We start from the raw sequence: 18247 nt of genomic DNA, 5'->3' as shown, positions 1-18247 counted from the left end.
GCCCTTACTCTGCCGCGACTTTGAAGTTGTTGCGGGCCAATGCCGAGCACTCCGCCATCACTGCCGAGGCCCGCGCTATCGGGTTCGTCAAATAGAAGTCTTTCACCGGCGACGCAAACCCTGACTTGTTCATCTTGCCGGCTTTTTTCGCAACTGCGGCAATTTGGGCGCTATCGGTTTCGGCGATCTCGTCGATGGCGGCGAAATGCGGGAAAGCGGCATAGAGCCGGACGCGCAATTCGCTCAGCGAATCGAAGGGAAGCTTCTTGCCGAGCACGTCGGAAAGGGCGCGGATGATGGCCCAGTCCTCGCGGGCGTCGCCTGGCGCAAAGCCTGCGCGGTTGCCCATCTGGACGCGGCCTTCGGTGTTGACCCAGGTGCCGGACTTTTCAGTATAGGCTGCGGCCGGCAGGATGACGTCGGCATGATGGGCGCCGTTATCACCATGCGAACCGATATAGACGGTGAGCTTGGCCTTCTTGGCGGTGAAATCGAGTTCGTCGGCGCCGAGCAGGAAGAGCACATCCATCGCCGTCAGCATTTCGGCGGCATTGACGCCCTTGGCACCCGGCACGAAGCCGAGGTCGAGGCCGCCGACGCGCGAGGCGGCGGTGTGGAGGACGGCAAAGCCGTTCCAGCCTTCGACGACTGCGCCGACCGAACCGGCAAGCTTGGCGGCACTGGCGAGAACACCGGCGCCGTCGGTGCGCGACAGCGCGCCCTGGCCGATGATGATCATCGGCTTGGCCGCGTTCTTCAGCACCTCGGCGAAGGCGTGGCCGCCGTCAACCAGATCCTTCAGCGTGTCCGGACCGCCGCCTAGATAGTCATAGCTATAGCGCAGTTCGCCCGGCTCGCCGATGACGCCGATCGGGAACTTGCCGCGGCGCCAGCGCTTGCGGATACGGGCGTTGAGGATGGCTGCCTCGAAACGCGGATTGGCGCCGATGATCAGCAGCGCGTCGGCCTGGTCGATGCCGGAAATGGTCGGGTTGAAGAGGTAGCTTGCACGGCCGAGCGACGGATCGAGTGCCGCCCCATCCTGACGACAGTCGAGATTGGCGGATCCGAGCGATTTCACCAGTTCGGAAAGCGCATACATTTCCTCGACCGAGGCAAGGTCGCCCGCGATCGCGCCGATCTTGTCGCCCGATGTGGCGCCGACGGCGGCCTTGATGGCGCCGAAGGCTTCAGCCCAGGTGGCGGGCTGCAGGCGGCCGTCGCGGCGGACATAGGGTCGGTCGAGGCGCTGGGTCTTCAGGCCGTCCCAGATGAAGCGGCTCTTGTCGGAGATCCACTCTTCGTTGATCGCCTCGTTGACGCGCGGCAGGACACGCATGACTTCGCGGCCGCGGGTGTCGACGCGGATCGCCGAACCGACGGCATCCATGACGTCGATCGATTCGGTCTTGTTCAATTCCCAGGGACGCGCGGTGAAGGCGAAGGGCTTGGAAGTCAGCGCGCCCACCGGGCAGAGGTCGACGACATTGCCCTGCAGTTCGGAGGTCATTGCCTGTTCGAGATAGGTGGTGATCTCGGCATCTTCGCCGCGGCCGATCAGGCCAAGCTCGGAAATCCCGGCGACCTCGGTGGTGAAGCGGACGCAACGCGTGCAGTGGATGCAGCGGTTCATCACCGTCTTGACCAACGGGCCGATATACTTGTCTTCGACGGCGCGCTTGTCTTCCTGGTAACGCGAGGTGTCGATGCCGAAGGCCATCGCCTGGTCCTGCAGGTCACATTCGCCGCCCTGGTCGCAGATCGGGCAATCGAGCGGATGGTTGATCAGCAGGAATTCCATCACGCCTTCGCGGGCCTTCTTGACCATCGGCGTGTTGGTGAAGACCTCGGGAAGTTCGCCGTTCGGGCCGCCGCGGATGTCGCGTACGCTCATGGCGCAGGAAGCCTGCGGCTTCGGCGGGCCGCCCTTCACCTCGACAAGGCACATGCGGCAATTGCCGGCAACCGACAGGCGCTCATGGAAGCAGAAGCGCGGAACCTCGGCACCGGCATCCTCACACGCCTGCAACAGCGTGAAATGATCCGGAACTTCGATCTCGTTGCCGTCAATCTTCAGTTTTGCCATCGTCGCTCAGTCCTGTTTCCCGTTTGCCTGATGACGGCAAACAAACCTATTTTTGCAACAGTCTCATTGCCAAGCCGGATCTTTCGTCCTGCCGACATCTGATGCCGCCCAAATTCTCTGTCGCGTGTTCCAGGTCCGGAACCCGCATCGGCTTCTGCAGCGTGCCCCCGCCCGTCCGCCGATCTGCCCATTTTTCCGGCCGATTGCACGGCCGGACAGTTCATTTCTTGCGGCGCGCCCGCCCGGCCAGAACTTTCGCCTGGCCGCTCCAATCGTCGCGGCCGATGCGGCCGTTGAAGCCAAGCTCGGCGTCGAGACGGGCGATGTCCTCATCGTTCCAGCCGGCAATTTCGGCGAAGCTGCGAATGCCCCTGGCGTTCAGCACCTGCTCCAGCTTCGGGCCGATGCCGGCGATCAGCTTCAGATCATCGGCCTTTTTCGCTCGCGCGACCGGTTTTGCCTTCTCAGCCGGCTTCGGCTGGCTTGCCGGTACCGGTTCGCTGACCGGCCTGACAACCGTCAATTTCGGCCCTGCCCTCTTCGCGGCCGCCGGCTTGACGACAACCTTCACGGCAGGGCGAATATTCTCCGGACGGATCTCGACGTCGGGCGTGAGTTCGTCCGGCGGCGTATCATCGAGGGCGGCAGCGACCTTGCCGGTCGTTTCCAGCGCGCTCTGGAAGGCGCCGAAGAAGGCGCCCGCCATCTGCGTCGAGAGGCCGAAGCCGATCGCCGTTGCAGCGGCAAAGGCGGCGGCCGGATGCGCCATCAGCGGATGCACGGGCATTGCCCGTGCATTTTCCAGCATCTCGGCGGCGAGACGGCCGAAGCCGGCCGCGAAATCGGCGGCGTCTTCCTTCTTTCCACTCTTCGATGCGTTGTCCGCCATGATTATTCAGCCGCCTCCAGAACCGCGCCATGATCGAGAGCGCTTGCCGTATACTGGTCGATGCGCTTTTCGATCTCGGGACGGAAGTTACGGATCAAACCCTGCACCGGCCATGCGGCGGCATCGCCGAGCGCGCAGATGGTGTGGCCTTCGATCTGCTTGGTCACCTGGAACAGCATGTCGATTTCGCGCTTCTGGGCATTGCCCTTGGCCATGCGCTCCATCACGCGCCACATCCAGCCCGTGCCTTCGCGGCAGGGCGTGCACTGGCCGCAGCTCTCATGCTTGAAGAAGGCGGAGATGCGGGCGATAGCCTTGATGACGTCGGTGGACTTGTCCATGACGATCGCGGCCGCCGTGCCGAAAGAGGAGCCGACGCCACGCAGGCCGTCGAAATCCATCGGGCAGTCGATGATGTCCTTGGCCGGCACGATCGGGCAGGATGCGCCGCCCGGAATGACGGCGAGCAGATTGTCCCAGCCGCCGCGGATGCCGCCGGCATGGCGGTCGACCAGTTCGCGGAAGGTGATGCCCATTTCCTCTTCGACCGTGCACGGCTTGTTGACGTGACCGGAGAGCATGAACAGCTTGGTGCCGACATTGTTTGGGCGGCCGATGGCCGAGAACCAGCCGGCGCCGCGGCGCAGGATCGTCGGGGCAACGGCGATCGATTCGACGTTGTTGACCGTCGTCGGGCAGCCGTAGAGGCCCATATTGGCCGGGAAAGGCGGCTTCAGGCGCGGCTGGCCCTTCTTGCCCTCGAGGCTTTCGAGCAGCGCGGTTTCCTCGCCGCAGATATAGGCGCCGGCGCCGTGATGGACGAAGATGTCCATGTCCCAGCCGAGCTTGTTGTTCTTGCCGAGCAGGCCGTAATCATAACATTCGTCGATCGCCGCCTGCAGCGCTTCGCGCTCGCGGATATATTCGCCGCGCACATAGATGTAGGCGGCATTGGCGCCCATGGCGAAGCTGGCGACGACGCAGCCTTCGATCAGCGTATGCGGATCGTGGCGCATGATATCACGGTCCTTGCAGGTGCCGGGCTCCGATTCGTCGGCATTGACGACGAGGTAATGCGGGCGGCCGTCGCTTTCCTTCGGCATGAAGGACCATTTCAGGCCGGTGGGAAAGCCGGCGCCGCCGCGGCCGCGAAGGCCCGAGGCCTTCATCTCGTTGATGATCCAGTCGCGGCCCTTTTCGAGGATCTGCTTGGTGCCGTCCCAGTGGCCGCGGCTCATTGCGCCCTTCAGGGACTTGTCCTTGAGGCCGTAGATGTTGGTAAAGATGCGGTCTTTATCTTGTAACATGCTTCACCTCTTACCGCGGCTTCTTGCCGAAGACCTTGATATATTCCGCTTCGCCGCCCTTGGCGAGCGCCTTGGCCTGCTTGACCCAGTCGTCGCGCTCGATGCGGCCGCGGAAGTTCAGGTAGCCGTCGACCCATTCGCGTTCGGCCTTCTTCCAGCCCGCGACCTGCGAGAAGGTGAAGATGCCGATTTCGTTCAGCGTCGCCTCGATCTTCGGGCCGACGCCGGAGATCATCTTCAAGTCATCCGGCGCGGCGGGTTTTTCGATGCCGGCCGGACGGTTCTTGTCGGTGAGCGCAAGCCTTGCCGCCGGGGCGGCTTCGGCCTTGGCGGCAGCCACCGGTGCCGGTTCGGCGGGCGCAGTGCCGGAAACCGGCTGCTGCTCGGCAGCCTTGGCATTCCTGGCAGCCGCCTTCGGCGCCGTTGCCGGCGTCTTTAGGGCGGCGTTGGTTTCGGCATCGGTGCTCTTCGGGCGGGCAGCCTCGGAGGGCGGAACCGGAGCGGCGTCGACCGGAGCCGAAATGCTTTCGGCATCGGCCTTCTTGGCGCGCGTCCTTGTCTTCGGCTCTTCCGTCGTCAGCGAGGTTGGGCCGCCTTCGGGTGCCGAGAAAATCCGGTCGATCTGGGTGCCGGGCCTGATGCTCGCGCCATTGCCGGCGGCAAAGGTATCGATGATTTCTTCGAGACGCGCCGGCGTCAGGTCTTCATAGGTGTCCTTGCCGATCATCACCATCGGGGCGTTGACGCAGGCGCCAAGACATTCGACCTCTTCCCAGGACAGCGTGCCCTCGGCATTGCGCTCGAAGGCGTGGGCGTGGATCTTGCTCTTGCAGACCGACATCAGCGCTTCCGAGCCGCGCAGCATGCAGGGCGTCGTACCGCAGACCTGGACATGGGCGCGGGTGCCGACAGGATGCAGTTGGAACTGCGTATAGAAGGTCGCGACCTCGAGCACCCGGATATAGGCCATATCGAGCATGTCGGCGATCTTTTCGATCGCCGCGCGCGTGACCCAGCCGTCCTGCTCCTGCGCCCGCATCAACAGCGGGATGACCGCCGACTGCTGGCGGCCGGCGGGGTATTTCTGGATCGTCTTGTCCGCCCAGACCGCATTTTCATCGCTGAAAGCGAATGCGGCAGGCTGAAATTGATCTTCGGCTAATCGACGAACGGACATTCTTCCTCACGCCTTGTCAGTTTAGGGTTCCACACCGCGAAGCGGTCAAAGACTGCATTTCGCAGGCATAGGCCGACTGGTCTTTCTGCATAAACACTACGAATTTGCTGCCATTCGGAATGGCAGCCTTGATCTGATAGCCCTTGGACAAAAGATCGCCCATGGACGTTTGCGCCGCCGGCGGCGTCACTTCCTTACGGCCCAGCGGCGTGCCGAGCGTATCGGTCTCCTGGGCCGAAACCCCGGATGCCGCAAGAAGAAGTACGACAGCAAGCGGCAGACGTTGCATCAGCGGTCCACCTCGCCGAAGACAATGTCGAGCGAGCCGAGCACGGCTGCGACGTCGGCAAGCTGGTGGCCGCGGCACATGAAATCCATCGCCTGCAGATGCGCATAACCGGGCGCACGGATCTTGCAACGATAGGGCTTGTTGGAGCCGTCGGAGACAAGATAGACCCCGAACTCGCCCTTCGGCGCTTCGACCGCGGCGTAAACTTCGCCGGCCGGCACGTGGTAGCCTTCGGTATAGAGCTTGAAGTGGTGGATCAGCGCTTCCATCGAGCGCTTCATCTCACCGCGCTTCGGCGGCACGACCTTGCCGTCGATCGACGAGAAGGGACCGGTTTTGGCATCCGACAGCAGACGGTTGACGCATTGCTTCATGATGCGGACCGATTGGCGCATCTCGATCATGCGGATCAGGTAGCGGTCGTAATTGTCGCCGTTCTTGCCGATCGGAATGTCGAATTCAAGATCGGAATAACATTCGTAAGGCTGCGAGCGACGCAGATCCCAGGCAGCGCCCGACCCGCGCACCATGACGCCGGAGAAGCCCCAAGCCCAGCAATCCTCCAGCGAGACGACGCCGATATCGACGTTGCGCTGTTTGAAGATGCGGTTGCCGGTCAACAGATTGTCGATATCGTCGAGCGCCTTCAGGAAGGGATCGCACCAGTCGCCGATATCCTGGACGAGCTGTTCCGGCAGATCCTGATGGACGCCGCCCGGTCGGACATAAGCGGCGTGCATGCGCGAGCCGCTGGCGCGCTCATAAAACACCATCAGCTTTTCACGCTCTTCGAAGCCCCAGAGCGGCGGCGTCAGCGCGCCGACGTCCATAGCCTGCGTCGTGACGTTCAAAAGATGCGAGAGGATGCGGCCGATTTCCGAATAGAGAACGCGGATCAACTGGCCGCGAATCGGGATCTCGATGCCGAGCAGCTTTTCCACCGCCAGCGCATAGGCATGCTCCTGGTTCATCGGCGCGACGTAGTCGAGACGATCGAAATAGGGCACGGCCTGAAGATAGGTCTTGGTTTCGATCAGCTTCTCGGTGCCGCGATGCAACAGGCCGATATGCGGATCAACCCGCTCCACAATTTCGCCGTCAAGCTCCAGGACAAGACGAAGAACGCCATGCGCCGCCGGATGCTGCGGTCCGAAATTGATGTTGAAGTTGCGGACGTTATGTTCGGTCATGGCGATTAACTCGCTTAGAGTGAGTAGTGAATAGTGAGCAGTGATTAGTTTTCATCACTCTCGCTATTCGTCAGCTTTCCTGTGCTGAACGCTTCGGATAAGCGATCCCAGCATCTTTCCAATTTCGTCGCATTGGTCGAGCAATTCGTCCAAGGCCGAGGCTTGAAGAACGCCAATTCTTCCGGCGATGATCAAATGCGTCTCCAACTCTTTCAACGAGCCCTGTGCGATCTTGAGAAATTGGGCAAACGAACCTCGATTTTCTCTTCCGTATCCCTCCGCGATGTTCGCGGCCACGGAAACGGAAGATCGTCTAATCTGGCTGGTCATTCCATAGATCTCTTCGCGCGGGAAGGTTCTCGTCACCTCATAACAAACGACAGACAGCTCGATAGCAAATTGCCAGACTTTCAAATCACGGTAGGAACTTATTTTCCCGTTCGTCACCCAAATATCTGCCCACTATTCACTACCAACTAATCACTACTCACTGCTTCGCCTTCTCATCCCCCGGCAACACATACTCCGTCCCCTCCCAAGGCGACATGAAGTCGAAGTTGCGGAATTCCTGCTTCAACTCGACCGGCTCGTAGACAACGCGTTTGGCGGCGTCGTCGTAGCGGACCTCGACGAAACCGGTCGTCGGGAAGTCCTTGCGCAGCGGATGGCCTTCGAAGCCGTAGTCGGTCAGGATGCGGCGCAGGTCCGGATGGCCGGTGAAGAGCACGCCGTACATGTCCCAGGTTTCGCGCTCGAACCAGTCGGCGCCGGGATGGACGGCGCAGGCCGACGGAACCGGCGTATCCTCGTCGGTTGCGACCTTGACGCGGATGCGCAGATTCTGCTTCGGCGACAGCAGGTGATAGACGACGTCGAAACGCAGCTCGCGCTGCGGCCAGTCGACGCCGCAAATATCGATCAGGTTGACGAAACCGCACTTGGCGTCGTCGCGCAGGAAGGTCAGAAGCGCGATCAGGTTTTCACCCGTCGTCGTCAGCGTCAGCTCGCCATACTTCATCTGCGATGCGGCGATCAGATTGCCGCGCGCTTCGCCAAGGTAGGACGCAAGCTCAGTCAGGGCTTCACTCATATGCCTTGTCCTTAACCCTTAGCGTTCGATCGTGCCGGTGCGCCGGATCTTCTTCTGCAGCAGAAGCACGCCGTAGAGCAGCGCCTCTGCCGTGGGGGGACAGCCCGGCACATAGATATCGATCGGCACGATGCGATCGCAGCCGCGCACCACCGAATAGGAATAGTGATAATAGCCGCCGCCATTGGCGCAGGAGCCCATCGAGATGACGTAGCGCGGCTCGGGCATCTGGTCGTAGACCTTGCGCAGAGCGGGCGCCATCTTGTTGGTCAGCGTGCCGGCGACAATCATGACGTCGGACTGGCGCGGCGAAGCGCGCGGCGCAAAACCGAAGCGCTCGACGTCGTAACGCGGCATCGACAGCTGCATCATTTCGACGGCGCAGCAGGCCAGACCGAAGGTCATCCACATTAGCGAGCCGGTACGGGCCCAGTTGATCAGCTCGTCGGTCGAGGTGACGAGGAAACCCTTGTCGGCAAGCTCATTGTTGATCTCGCCGAAAAATGCGTCGTTGCTGCCGATCGGCTTGCCTGTGGCGGGATCGATGATCCCCTTCGGCTGCTGGGCGACGAGCGGCTGATTGCTCACAGGGGTCACTCCCATTCCAGGGCTCCCTTTTTCCATTCATAGATAAAGCCGATGGTCAGCACGAAGAGGAAGACCATCATGGACCAGAAGCCGAACCAGCCGATGGCGCCGAAGGAAACGGCCCAGGGGAAGAGGAAGGCGACTTCGAGGTCGAAGATGATGAAGAGGATCGACACGAGGTAGAAGCGGATGTCGAACTTCATGCGGGCGTCGTCGAACGCGTTGAAGCCGCATTCGTAAGCCGAGAGCTTTTCCGAATCGGGCGCTTTGAAAGCGACGGCGAACGGCGCAATGAGCAGCGCCAGGCCGATAACGAGAGCGATAGCGATGAAGATAGCGATCGGAATATAGGAACTGAGCAGTTCAGTCATCATGTTCATCCCTGCTTGCCGGAGGCGCCAGGCGGCGCATTTGGGCAAATGCCCGGCAAGCGAACGTGCGTTGCAACAAGCCGTGGTTAGCGCAGCCGACGCCCCGGCGCAAGAGATTTACAGAGGCAATTCGACGCGCCGCGCGCGGACATTATCAAGCAGATGCAACGATGTCGCGACAAATCCACACAAACCGATTCAAGCTGCATGCCTGACCCCTGGAAACTGCATGGCTTTCGAAAGAGAATGGCGCGAGTGACGGGGCTCGAACCCGCGACCTCCGGCGTGACAGGCCGGCACTCTAACCGACTGAGCTACACCCGCGCATTGATCGGCCTTTTGCGGCCGCTGGGATGAAGAAACCGGACAAACGACAAATCACATTTGCGTTCTACAAGACTTGAAATGGCGCGAGTGACGGGGCTCGAACCCGCGACCTCCGGCGTGACAGGCCGGCACTCTAACCAACTGAGCTACACCCGCAATTCATTTCAAGCAGTCCGGATGCCTTCGCACCCTCACCAAAACGGCTGCCCGTTTCGATGAGCGGCTAACTACGGGGTTCGTCTTTTAGTGTCAAGCAGGTTTGGAGACAAAACCATGACAGTCGTTTGAATTGTTTCGGCAAGGCCGGCAATTCCCCTACCCACTACGACACTGACGCCCGATCGAAGCCGGCAGCGCAGTCGACGTCGACAGGCCCCCTCCCCTTTATCCACAGCCCGGTGACGCCCGATCGCCATCACAAGGAGCGGGACCGCCACCAAAAAAATCAAAAAATCTTCACAAACACTCTTGCGGTTTTGCCGCGATCCGCATAGATCACGGCCACCAACGCGGCAGGCCGATCCGGCTTCGTCAGCGATGGGCGATTAGCTCAGTTGGTAGAGCGCCTCGTTTACACCGAGGATGTCGGGAGTTCGAGTCTCTCATCGCCCACCATTTTCTCCCTTACGTGCCAAATCGCAGCTTTCGCAGTGGGATGCCTCAGCTGCGTCGTGATGTATTTGGAATTCCAATTGGATCCATTGGCGCGTCCGGCAGGTCGCGATGCGGCGCGGCGTCTGAAATCAGCACTCCACCAGAACGGACTACTCCGGGCGCGGCGCCACCTCCTATTGGGCGAATGGATGGGCGCGGGCAAAAGTGTGAGAATTCACCGCCCGGAAAATCTCCGCGCTTGCTACACCTGGAGGTGTTCCATGAGGACTCTCTGCTCCGCACTGACGCTGTGCATCGCGGTCGCTCTTTATGCGCCAAGCGCCAGATATGTCAGCCTGCCCGGTTACGCCTTCAAAACGAATCCGCAATGCCAGCGCCACGAACCAAAGACGCGGTTTGACAGAAGGTGCGACTGGCCGAGGGTGGGCTTCAAGGACTTTACGCCCCCGCTTGTGACCGTGCTTGGGATCTGAAGCTCAGCCTCTTTACGAATCATCGCAGTCCTGGCGCGTTTTGCAGCCGAAGGGCATTCATGGCTCGGTGCGACAGTGTTTCTGATCGTGGCGAAATGCCTTGGCTCAGACTTCCTACCAGACTCTATATAGCCCTTCGGAATCCCGAAATTGGTTGCGGGATTGAAATCATTGCATGATTTTTTCTGTCGACACCGTGCGAAACGCTGCGGATTTCGGAATCCCGAAGCGGGGAATTTCGGGATTCCGAAGTGGCGTTCTGGAATCGTGACAGCCGGGCTCATCGCCGACCATTCACCCCTTCGCCAGTTCTTTATCCACCGCCGAGACCAGCCGCGAATCATCGGCCGTCACGTCAGGCGCGAATCGGGCGGCAACTTTACCGTCGCGGCCGATCAGGAATTTTTCGAAGTTCCAGAGAATGTCGTCCTCGTCGCCGCCCGATATGCCGTGGGATTTCAGGCGTTCGCGCATCGGGCCGTCACCTGTGGTCTTCACACCGGACCTGGTCAGTTGCCGGTAGAGCGGGTGCTGGGTCTCGCCCTTGACCGAAATCTTCGAGAAAATCGGGAAAGTGACATCGTAGGTGCTGGTGCAGAAGTCGAGGATCTCGGCGTCGGTGCCGGGCTCCTGACCCTTGAAGTCGTTGGCGGGGAAAGCGGCGATGACGAAGCCGCGCTCGCGCTTTTCGCCGTAGAGCTTTTCGAGACCCTCATATTGAACGGTCAGCCCGCATTTGGAGGCGACGTTGACGACCAGGAGCACGCGGCCCTTGTATTCGCTGAGTGTGGTTTCACGACCATCCACTGATTTGACAGGGATATCCAGCACATTGCCCGCCATGGGAACCTCCAAATTGATAAGATATGTCTCGCCAACTTAGCGATATCGCCGCCGTTGTCATCAACGTCGGAATCAACTCGGCGTTAGCAGGACGCCGGTGCGGGCTACGGCCTGCACCGGCGGTCAGCACATCAGGCGGGGGATGTTTCCTTCACGTCGTCGAGCAGGAAGTGCACAACGATATAATCCGTCTTGTAATGGCGACCGCTGTCGGACACGGATTCGACGCTGCCGCCGTCCTTCGGGTGCCAGGAGTGGTAATGGGGGTTGGTGGTGATCAGTGTGATGGCCTTGCCTTCCAGGGCTTCCTCGCCAAGCCGGAAGCGCATCTCGGCCAGCGGCCAGATCCGCTCGTAATCCGCCATGCTGATGCGCGCCTTCAGCGCCTTGCGATTCAGCGGTGCTTCGCCGGCCTCTGCGGGTGCTTCCAACATCACCTCCTCGGCTCCGTTGATGATGGCGTTGAACTCTTCAGGCCATATGCGTCTCATGAAATCGCTCCTCCCGGGGCTCTCGTCAGTCCACAGGTGAAACTTAGCGATTTGTTCGAAAGAAGCAAATTCCCGTCATGTGGTTGTCATCGAGGTCGGCTGCTCCTACGTTCGCCGCAGACCGCATCAGGGCCGTCAGACGCCCGCAATCCCGAGATCAGAGATGAAGACACGTGAAGACAGGCAGGCACTCCGGGCGAGCATGCCGCGCACCCCGCTCAGCGCTCATCATATGGAAAATGCCCGCCTGCTGCCGGATCGCGGCGAGCTGCTCTACCGGATCCCGAACGGCGGCATCGGCGTCGAGGTCGGGGCTGCCTTCGGCGAATATACGGCGGAGATTCTGGAAAAGAATCGCCCAGCGCAGCTCTACCTCATCGATCCCTGGTCGATGGACCGCTACAGCTCCGGGCTCGATACGATCCACACCAAGTTCGCGGCCGAGATCGACGCCGGCCGGCTGCATCTGATGCAGGGTACATCGCTGGAAAAGCTCGCCGAATTCGAGGACGATTTCCTCGATTGGGCCTATATCGATACCGATCATTCCTTCGAGCTCACCTGGCAGGAACTGCTGCTCTGCGAAAAGAAGGTGAAGCGGACGGGGCGCATCGCCGGGCACGACTTCTGCACCGGCAACACGGTCAAGCCGATCGTCTATGGCGTCGTCGAGGCGGTCACCAAGTTCTGCAAGGATTACGGCTGGCAATTCGAGTTCCTGACGGTCGAATCACATGCGCATTTTTCCTATTGCCTGAAACGGCTCTGATCAGCTTTTGCCGAAATATTGCGCGTCGCTGACCTGTTCCATCCAGTCGACATGCTTGCCGTCCAGCGCCTCGTGAATGGCGATGTGCGTCATCGCCGTATCCTCGCCAGCGCCGTGCCAATGTTTCTCGCCCGGCGAAAACCAGACCGTGTCGCCGGCGCGAATCTCGCGGATTTCCCCGCCCCAGCTCTGGGCGAGGCCCTTGCCAAAAGTGACGATCAGCGTCTGGCCGAGCGGATGCGTGTGCCAGGCGGTGCGGGCGCCGGGCTCGAAAGTAACCGAGGTTGCCTTCACCCGGGCCGGTGCCGGCGGCTCCATCAGCGGGTCCTGGCGAACGGCGCCGGTGAAATAGTCGGCCGGCGGCGTCATCGAGGGGCGAGAGCCGGCGGGTTTGATCTCCATCATCTTTCCTTTTCCATTCCATTGCAGTTGAAGCCTTGTAATCCGACGATATTTCATCGAGGCGACCAATCAAGGCCGGATCGACAATTGCCGCATCCTCGCCCGGCTGATAGGCCAATCTCTTTCATCACCTAAAGCGCGTCACATTGAACTTGGTTGATGGGACGCGCTTTAGTTCTCTGTTTTTACGCATGTCGCTATCCCGGAACCGCTGCACACTTCCGGGCAACATGCATTGGGAGAATTTCTCATGAAACACCATGCTTTCGGCCGCATGCCCGTCACGGTCACCAATGTCGGCTTCGGCGCCTGGCAGATCGGCGGCTCATGGGGCGATATCAGCGAAGCGGATGGACGCGCGGCGCTGAATGCCGCACTCGATGCCGGCATGACCTTCATCGATACAGCCGACGTATATGGCGACGGCCGCTCGGAAAAGATCATCGCCGACGTGCTCAAGACGCGTGGCGGCAAGCGCCCGATGGTCGCCACCAAGGCGGGCCGCCGGCTCAACCCGCATGTCGCCGAAGGTTATACCAAGGCCAATCTCGAAGGCTTCATCGACCGCAGCCTTGAGAATCTTGCCGTCGACAGCCTCGACCTCGTGCAGCTTCACTGCCCGCCGCGCGAGGTGTTTTACCAGCCGGAGGTCTTCGAAGGTCTCGACGCGCTGCAGAAGGCCGGCAAGATCAGGGGTTATGGCGTTAGCGTCGAAAAGGTCGAGGACGGGCTGAAGGCGATCGAATATCCCGGCGTCGTCAGCATCCAGATCATCTACAACATCTTCCGCCAGCGCCCCGACCACCTGTTTTTCCAGGAGGCGCGCCGCAGGAACGTGGCGATCATCGCCCGCGTGCCGTTGGCCAGCGGTCTGCTCTCCGGCAAGATCACCGGGGAAACGCACTTTGCCAGCGACGACCACCGCAATTTCAACCGTCACGGCGAGGCCTTCGACGTCGGCGAGACCTTTGCCGGCGTGCCCTTCGAAGTCGGCCTGCAGGCGGTGGAGGAGGTGCGCAAGCTGGTGCCCACAGGCGCCACTATGGCCGCCTTTGCACTTCGGTGGATCCTGATGGCCGACGCCGTCACCGTCGTCATCCCCGGTGCCCGCAATGGCGAACAGGCGAGAGCCAATGCGGCGGCAGCCGATCTTGCGCCGCTCTCGGCCGATGTCATGGCGGCGACACGCGAGCTCTACGAGCGGCTGATCGCGCCGCATGTGCATCAGCGCTGGTAGGGCTGGAGCTGCTTGTTTTTGAGGGTTGTGGGCTGCCGCTCTACCCCTCTCCATAAGGGGGAGCGACTAGGCGCTGTTGTCCGGCAGCGACCAAAAGCAGAGGTCTTGCTGGCTGTTACCGTTCGACGAATTCATACGATGGAGTTTGCGTAAAGCGGTGCGGCATCTTAGCCCCTCCCCTTGTGGCGGAGGGGTCTTGGATTCAACGACAGAGGCCGGGCTTTCGCCCGGCCTCTTCCTTTATCTCTTTATCCCAACTCAGTTCGTCGCGTTCAGCTCAACCGGGAAGAACAGCGTCTCGCCGGAAGAATCGCTGACGCCGTCATTGTCGGTGACGGCGTAGGGTTTGCCCGAGGCGTCGAAGGTGAAGCCTTCGAGCTTGTCGAGCACATAGCCGTTGGTCGCGGTCTTGAGTTCGCCGAGGAAGTCGTGAGCTTCGGTCTTCTTGACGACCGGCAGTTCGTCGCCGAGCTTGGCGGGCTTCAGCTCCGAGATCGCCACCTTGTAGAGCTTCTTCAGCTTGGCAGCGTCGCCGACGAGGTTGTCGCGTTCGATGATGTAGACGCTGTCGCCCTGCGCCGAGATTTCAGACAGGCCGACCCAGCCGCTGCCCGTCTTGTCGAGCGGATAGCGCACGGCACCCCATTCCTTCTTCTTCGGATTGTAGGAGACGAGCTTGACGAAGCCCTTCTCGTCGTCACCCCATTCGCGCTGGACAGCCATCCAGAGCGTGGCATCGTCGCCGGTGCCGACAATGGTGACGCCTTCGAAGCCGTAGCGGATTTCGTTGGCGGCGAGTTCCTTCGGCAGGGCGATCTCGGCCTTGATATCGCCCTTGGCGTTGACGTTGTAGAGGGCGTGTGGGACGAGACGCTCGCTGTAGCCTTCCGAGGCGAGCCAGAATGAGCCATCGGCGGCCACCGCGATGCCTTCGATGTCGAGCTTCTGGGCCGGGGCGCCGTCGCGCTTGACGATGAGCGCATCGGTGATTACCGCCGGCTTCTTGCTGGCATCGATCGTGTAGATCGTCGGCTGCGAGCCGAGAACGCTGTCGCTGACGGCATAGAGCATGCCCGGCTTGCCGGGAACGGCAGCGAGACCCGATAGGGCTGCGAAGCCGATCGGATTGCCGTCCTTTTCGGCCGACACGATCTGAGGATAGGCTTTCTCGCCTTCCGAACGCTCATAGATCATCACATGCGAGCGCGTGCCGCCGTCCTTGCCGAGGTCGAGCTCGTTGGCGGTGGCGAAGAGGTTGCGCTGGGGAATGGCGATCCCGCCTTCCGGCGAAATGCCCGATGGCAGCAGCTGCACGAGCTCGGGATCGGCGCCGGTATCTTTAAAGACGCCGACGACCGAGGCGCGCTCGGCGAGCAGGAAGAAATACTGGTCGTCGCCGAACTTGGCGGCTTCGAGGCCTTCCGGCTCGACGCCCTTCGATCCCGAACGGCTTTCCGGATAGTGGCCGATATGAGCGACGGCGCGTTCGAAGGATGCGCCCGATTCGTAGAGAAGCTTGCCCATCTTGTCGAAGATGGTGAAACCACGCGAGCCGCCCTGGTAATCGCCTTCGTTGGCGATGACGAGGCGGTTGTCGTCCAGCCACTTCACGGCGTCGGGCTCACGCGGAACGCCCTTCAATTCGCCGGTGAATTTCAGAGTGCCGTCACGCTTGGTGTCGATGCCGGTAAGATCGACGCTGCCGGCGGAGAAATGCGTTTTCACCTCAGCCGTAGTGGCGTCGATGATGACGATCTCATTGTTTTCCTGCAGCGTCAGTGCGATCTCGTTCAAGCCGTTGAAGGCGACGAATTCCGGCTCCGGATCCTCAGGGGCGACGCCGGCAAGACCGGTCAGCGCCACGTGCTTGATGGTGGCGCAATCGACGGCACCTTTCTTGAGCTGGAAGACGACCAGATCGCCGGCCGGCATCTGCGGGATCTTGCCGTCATTGACCTCTTCGTCGCGCTCGTTTTCGATCGCGATGGCGCCGAGCGTCTTGTCCTTGTTGAGCGCGATCGAATCCGGCTGGCCGCCGAGATCGCAGGTGTTCTCGATCTTCTTCGTCGCCACGTCGACGATCGCCAGACGGCCCGAGGGCTTGGCCTTGCTTTCGGAGGTATTGACGGCGACCAGCGCCTTGCCGGCGCTCGAGGTGACCGAAGTCGGCTCGCCGTCCATCATCAGCGCGCCGCCTGATTTCGGGGCCTTGGCATCGGTGATGTCGATGAAGCCGATCGCACCGAGCGGGCTGTCGCTATAGATCAGCGTGTTGCCGTCGTCGGTCGCGGTGATGATTTCGGCTGAAGTCGCCGAGAGCTTGTCCTTGTCGGCAGGCAGGTTCTGGGCGACCGGGAAGGAGGCGATGCGGTTGAAAACCGGCTCGGCGGCGGCCGGGAAGGCAACGGAAGCGAGAAGCACGGCAGCAAGTGCTGCCTTGCGCGATGAAATGGTCATGAAAATCCCCCATGTGTCGAATAGTCGAAACATGGGTTTTCTGCGGGACTGCCATGACAGAGGCATGACAGCCCCCCGCCATTTCACGCGGTTTGCGTCGGGCCGCCCTTTTCCCGGCGCATCTCGTCGCGCATGATGAAAAGCGAGGCGGCAAGGATGAGAGCAGCTCCGAGCCAAAGATAACCGGCCGGCGCATAACCGAAGAACAGCCAGCCGGCCAGCACATTCAACGGCAGCTTCAGATCGTCGAAGGGCTGGACGTAGGCGGCGTCGGCGCTGGCATAGGCAAGGGTCAGCAGGTATTGCGCCACGACCGTCAGCAGGCCGGCCAGCAGGAAGAGAGCAAGCGCGGTGCCCGTCGGCACGGCAAAGCCCGCCGCGAGCGCCAGGCCGCCATTGATCGGCGTCAGCAGCACCAGCAGCCAGACGGTAATCGTCTCGGGCTTTTCGATGCCGGTCAGGCTCTTGGTGATCAGCGACGAGGCGCCCCAGAGCAGCGCCGAGAGCACCGGCAGCAGGGCTGCCCAGGTGAAGCTGTCGGACCATGGCTGCAGGATGATCATCGCGCCGGCAAAGCCGACACCGGTCGCCGCCCACCGGACAGGACCGACACGTTCGCCGAGGAACAGGCGGGCGCCGAGAATGATGAAGAAAGGCGAGGTCATGACGAGGGCGATCGCCTGCCAGATCGGCACCGACGCTAGGCCGGAAATCCAGGCCTCGACGCCGAGCGCGGCAAAGATGACGCGCACAATATGCCGCCAGGGATAATCGGTGCGCATTGCCGAAAGGCCTGATTTGCGCAGGAAGGGCAAGGAGAACAGAAACGCGAAGGCATATTGCCAGAAGGCCGCGGAAGCCGAGGGAAAGGCGAGCTTCATCGTCAGCCACTGGGTGACGACGTTGAGGAGCGAGAAGACTACGCCTCCAAGCACCATGAAAGCTGCGCCGGCAAAGGCGCGCGACTGCGAGACTGCAAGGGAATTCTGATTCATGTCTTTCATCCGAAACCAGGGACCAACATAAATCAGGACGCAACGAGCGACGGCACGCTGACGCTGGCAGTCCCCTGCCCCGCACGCGGCCATGCTCATTCTCTTCCATCCGGACTTTGACCGTCGGCTCCGGAATCGCACCGGATCTGCTGACCCTTCCCAAGCGACAGCTTGGGAAAGCGCTCGCGGGCTCGGGCCGAGACCCTTACCGCCGGTGGGGAGTTTCACCCCGCCCTGAGAACAGCTCTGTCGTAGAACAAAGGGCCGCATGCGGCAAGCGGCGAAAGCAAAAGGGGTCCGGCAAAGCCGAACCCCTCCTAAATCCTGCACAGCCGGTCTCGTTTACGGCTGGCGGATAATCTCAGATCAGCCGTTGACGGCGTCCTTCAGGCCCTTGCCGGGCGTGAACTTCGGCACGTTGCGAGCCGGAATGTCGACTTCAGCGCCCGTCGACGGGTTGCGGCCCTTCGATGCGGCACGATGAGAAACGGTGAAGCTGCCGAACCCTGCGAGGCGGATGTCGCCCTTGTTCTTGAGTTCACCCTGGACAACGTCAAAAACCGCGTCAACAGCGGAAGCCGCGTCAGACTTCGTCAGTCCTGCCTTTTCGGCGACTGCGGACACGAGTTCATTCTTGTTCATGTTTCCACC

18 protein-coding genes, 3 tRNA genes and 1 riboswitch are annotated in these 18247 nt (G+C 61.3%); of the genes, 3 read left to right on the top strand and 18 right to left on the bottom strand.

The window, feature by feature from the left end; translation table 11 throughout:
• Window positions 1-4: 4 nt before the first annotated feature.
• From nuoG to FHX03_RS27270, 12 genes are all read right to left on the bottom strand, one after another.
• Entirely contained in the window at window positions 5-2086 is a 2082-nt protein-coding gene (gene nuoG, locus FHX03_RS27325; RefSeq protein WP_183856355.1) for an NADH-quinone oxidoreductase subunit NuoG, read from the bottom strand.
• 220 nt (window positions 2087-2306) lie between these two features.
• Window positions 2307-2975, bottom strand: a complete 669-nt coding sequence (locus FHX03_RS27320) for a 5' DNA nuclease (protein ID WP_097627206.1) — start codon at window positions 2973-2975, stop codon at window positions 2307-2309.
• 2 nt (window positions 2976-2977) lie between these two features.
• Window positions 2978-4282, bottom strand: coding sequence for an NADH-quinone oxidoreductase subunit NuoF (gene nuoF / locus FHX03_RS27315; RefSeq protein WP_003558451.1), 1305 nt, complete (start codon window positions 4280-4282; stop codon window positions 2978-2980).
• 10 nt (window positions 4283-4292) lie between these two features.
• On the bottom strand, window positions 4293-5459 hold the full coding sequence (locus FHX03_RS27310) for an NADH-quinone oxidoreductase subunit E (protein WP_183856353.1): 1167 nt from the start codon (window positions 5457-5459) through the stop codon (window positions 4293-4295).
• A gap of 16 nt (window positions 5460-5475) precedes the next feature.
• Window positions 5476-5748, bottom strand: a complete 273-nt coding sequence (locus FHX03_RS27305) for a hypothetical protein (protein WP_097627202.1) — start codon at window positions 5746-5748, stop codon at window positions 5476-5478.
• A complete protein-coding gene (locus FHX03_RS27300; RefSeq protein WP_012557331.1) occupies window positions 5748-6938 on the bottom strand; it encodes an NADH-quinone oxidoreductase subunit D in 1191 nt (396 codons plus the stop codon). Before FHX03_RS27300 ends, FHX03_RS27305 begins: the two co-directional genes overlap by 1 nt.
• Before the next feature lie 63 nt (window positions 6939-7001).
• Complete coding sequence (locus FHX03_RS27295) at window positions 7002-7385, bottom strand: four helix bundle protein (protein WP_183856351.1); 384 nt, start codon at window positions 7383-7385, stop codon at window positions 7002-7004.
• Between the two features lie 40 nt (window positions 7386-7425).
• Window positions 7426-8028: an NADH-quinone oxidoreductase subunit C gene (locus tag FHX03_RS27290; RefSeq protein ID WP_183856349.1), complete on the bottom strand. Its 603-nt coding sequence runs from the start codon at window positions 8026-8028 to the stop codon at window positions 7426-7428.
• Between the two features lie 18 nt (window positions 8029-8046).
• Entirely contained in the window at window positions 8047-8631 is a 585-nt protein-coding gene (locus tag FHX03_RS27285; RefSeq protein ID WP_097627196.1) for a NuoB/complex I 20 kDa subunit family protein, read from the bottom strand.
• Window positions 8622-8987, bottom strand: a complete 366-nt coding sequence (locus tag FHX03_RS27280; protein WP_007626195.1) for an NADH-quinone oxidoreductase subunit A — start codon at window positions 8985-8987, stop codon at window positions 8622-8624. The genes FHX03_RS27285 and FHX03_RS27280 overlap by 10 nt, the downstream gene beginning before the upstream one ends.
• Before the next feature lie 247 nt (window positions 8988-9234).
• Window positions 9235-9311, bottom strand: a tRNA-Asp gene (locus tag FHX03_RS27275).
• Window positions 9312-9393: 82 nt separating this feature from the next.
• A tRNA-Asp gene (locus FHX03_RS27270) sits at window positions 9394-9470 on the bottom strand.
• A 383-nt stretch (window positions 9471-9853) separates the two neighbouring features.
• Here FHX03_RS27270 and FHX03_RS27265 point away from each other — a divergent pair.
• Window positions 9854-9929: transfer RNA gene (locus FHX03_RS27265), tRNA-Val, on the top strand.
• A 767-nt stretch (window positions 9930-10696) separates the two neighbouring features.
• Here the strand turns inward: FHX03_RS27265 and FHX03_RS27260 are convergent.
• Both FHX03_RS27260 and FHX03_RS27255 read right to left on the bottom strand, forming a co-directional pair.
• A complete protein-coding gene (locus FHX03_RS27260; RefSeq protein WP_183856347.1) occupies window positions 10697-11245 on the bottom strand; it encodes a glutathione peroxidase in 549 nt (182 codons plus the stop codon).
• A gap of 131 nt (window positions 11246-11376) precedes the next feature.
• A complete protein-coding gene (locus tag FHX03_RS27255) occupies window positions 11377-11736 on the bottom strand; it encodes a hypothetical protein (protein ID WP_183856345.1) in 360 nt (119 codons plus the stop codon).
• Window positions 11737-11899: 163 nt separating this feature from the next.
• Between FHX03_RS27255 and FHX03_RS27250 the strand changes: the two genes are divergently transcribed.
• Window positions 11900-12505: a class I SAM-dependent methyltransferase gene (locus FHX03_RS27250; protein ID WP_183856343.1), complete on the top strand. Its 606-nt coding sequence runs from the start codon at window positions 11900-11902 to the stop codon at window positions 12503-12505.
• Here the strand turns inward: FHX03_RS27250 and FHX03_RS27245 are convergent, their stop codons facing one another.
• On the bottom strand, window positions 12506-12907 hold the full coding sequence (locus tag FHX03_RS27245; RefSeq protein WP_097627191.1) for a cupin domain-containing protein: 402 nt from the start codon (window positions 12905-12907) through the stop codon (window positions 12506-12508).
• 250 nt (window positions 12908-13157) lie between these two features.
• Between FHX03_RS27245 and FHX03_RS27240 the strand changes: the two genes are divergently transcribed.
• The gene (locus tag FHX03_RS27240) at window positions 13158-14144 is read left to right on the top strand and encodes an aldo/keto reductase (RefSeq protein WP_183856341.1); all 987 of its coding nucleotides are present in this window, start codon (window positions 13158-13160) and stop codon (window positions 14142-14144) included.
• A gap of 258 nt (window positions 14145-14402) precedes the next feature.
• On the opposite strand, the gene FHX03_RS27235 is transcribed toward FHX03_RS27240, so the two are convergent.
• The 3 genes from FHX03_RS27235 to hupB form a co-directional block, all read right to left on the bottom strand.
• Window positions 14403-16601, bottom strand: a complete 2199-nt coding sequence (locus FHX03_RS27235) for an esterase-like activity of phytase family protein (protein ID WP_183856339.1) — start codon at window positions 16599-16601, stop codon at window positions 14403-14405.
• A gap of 83 nt (window positions 16602-16684) precedes the next feature.
• Window positions 16685-17596, bottom strand: a complete 912-nt coding sequence (locus FHX03_RS27230) for a DMT family transporter (protein WP_183856337.1) — start codon at window positions 17594-17596, stop codon at window positions 16685-16687.
• A 93-nt stretch (window positions 17597-17689) separates the two neighbouring features.
• Window positions 17690-17842, bottom strand: a riboswitch (FMN riboswitch).
• A gap of 120 nt (window positions 17843-17962) precedes the next feature.
• Complete coding sequence (gene hupB, locus FHX03_RS27225) at window positions 17963-18238, bottom strand: DNA-binding protein HupB (RefSeq protein ID WP_003573937.1); 276 nt, start codon at window positions 18236-18238, stop codon at window positions 17963-17965.
• Between the last annotated feature and the right edge of the window lie 9 nt (window positions 18239-18247).

Source organism: Rhizobium sp. BK456 (assembly GCF_014194045.1).
Taxonomy (GTDB): Bacteria; Pseudomonadota; Alphaproteobacteria; order Rhizobiales; family Rhizobiaceae; genus Rhizobium; species Rhizobium redzepovicii.
The sequence above is the reverse complement of the archived record's forward strand: the minus strand, read 5'-3'. Positions and strand labels throughout refer to the sequence as shown.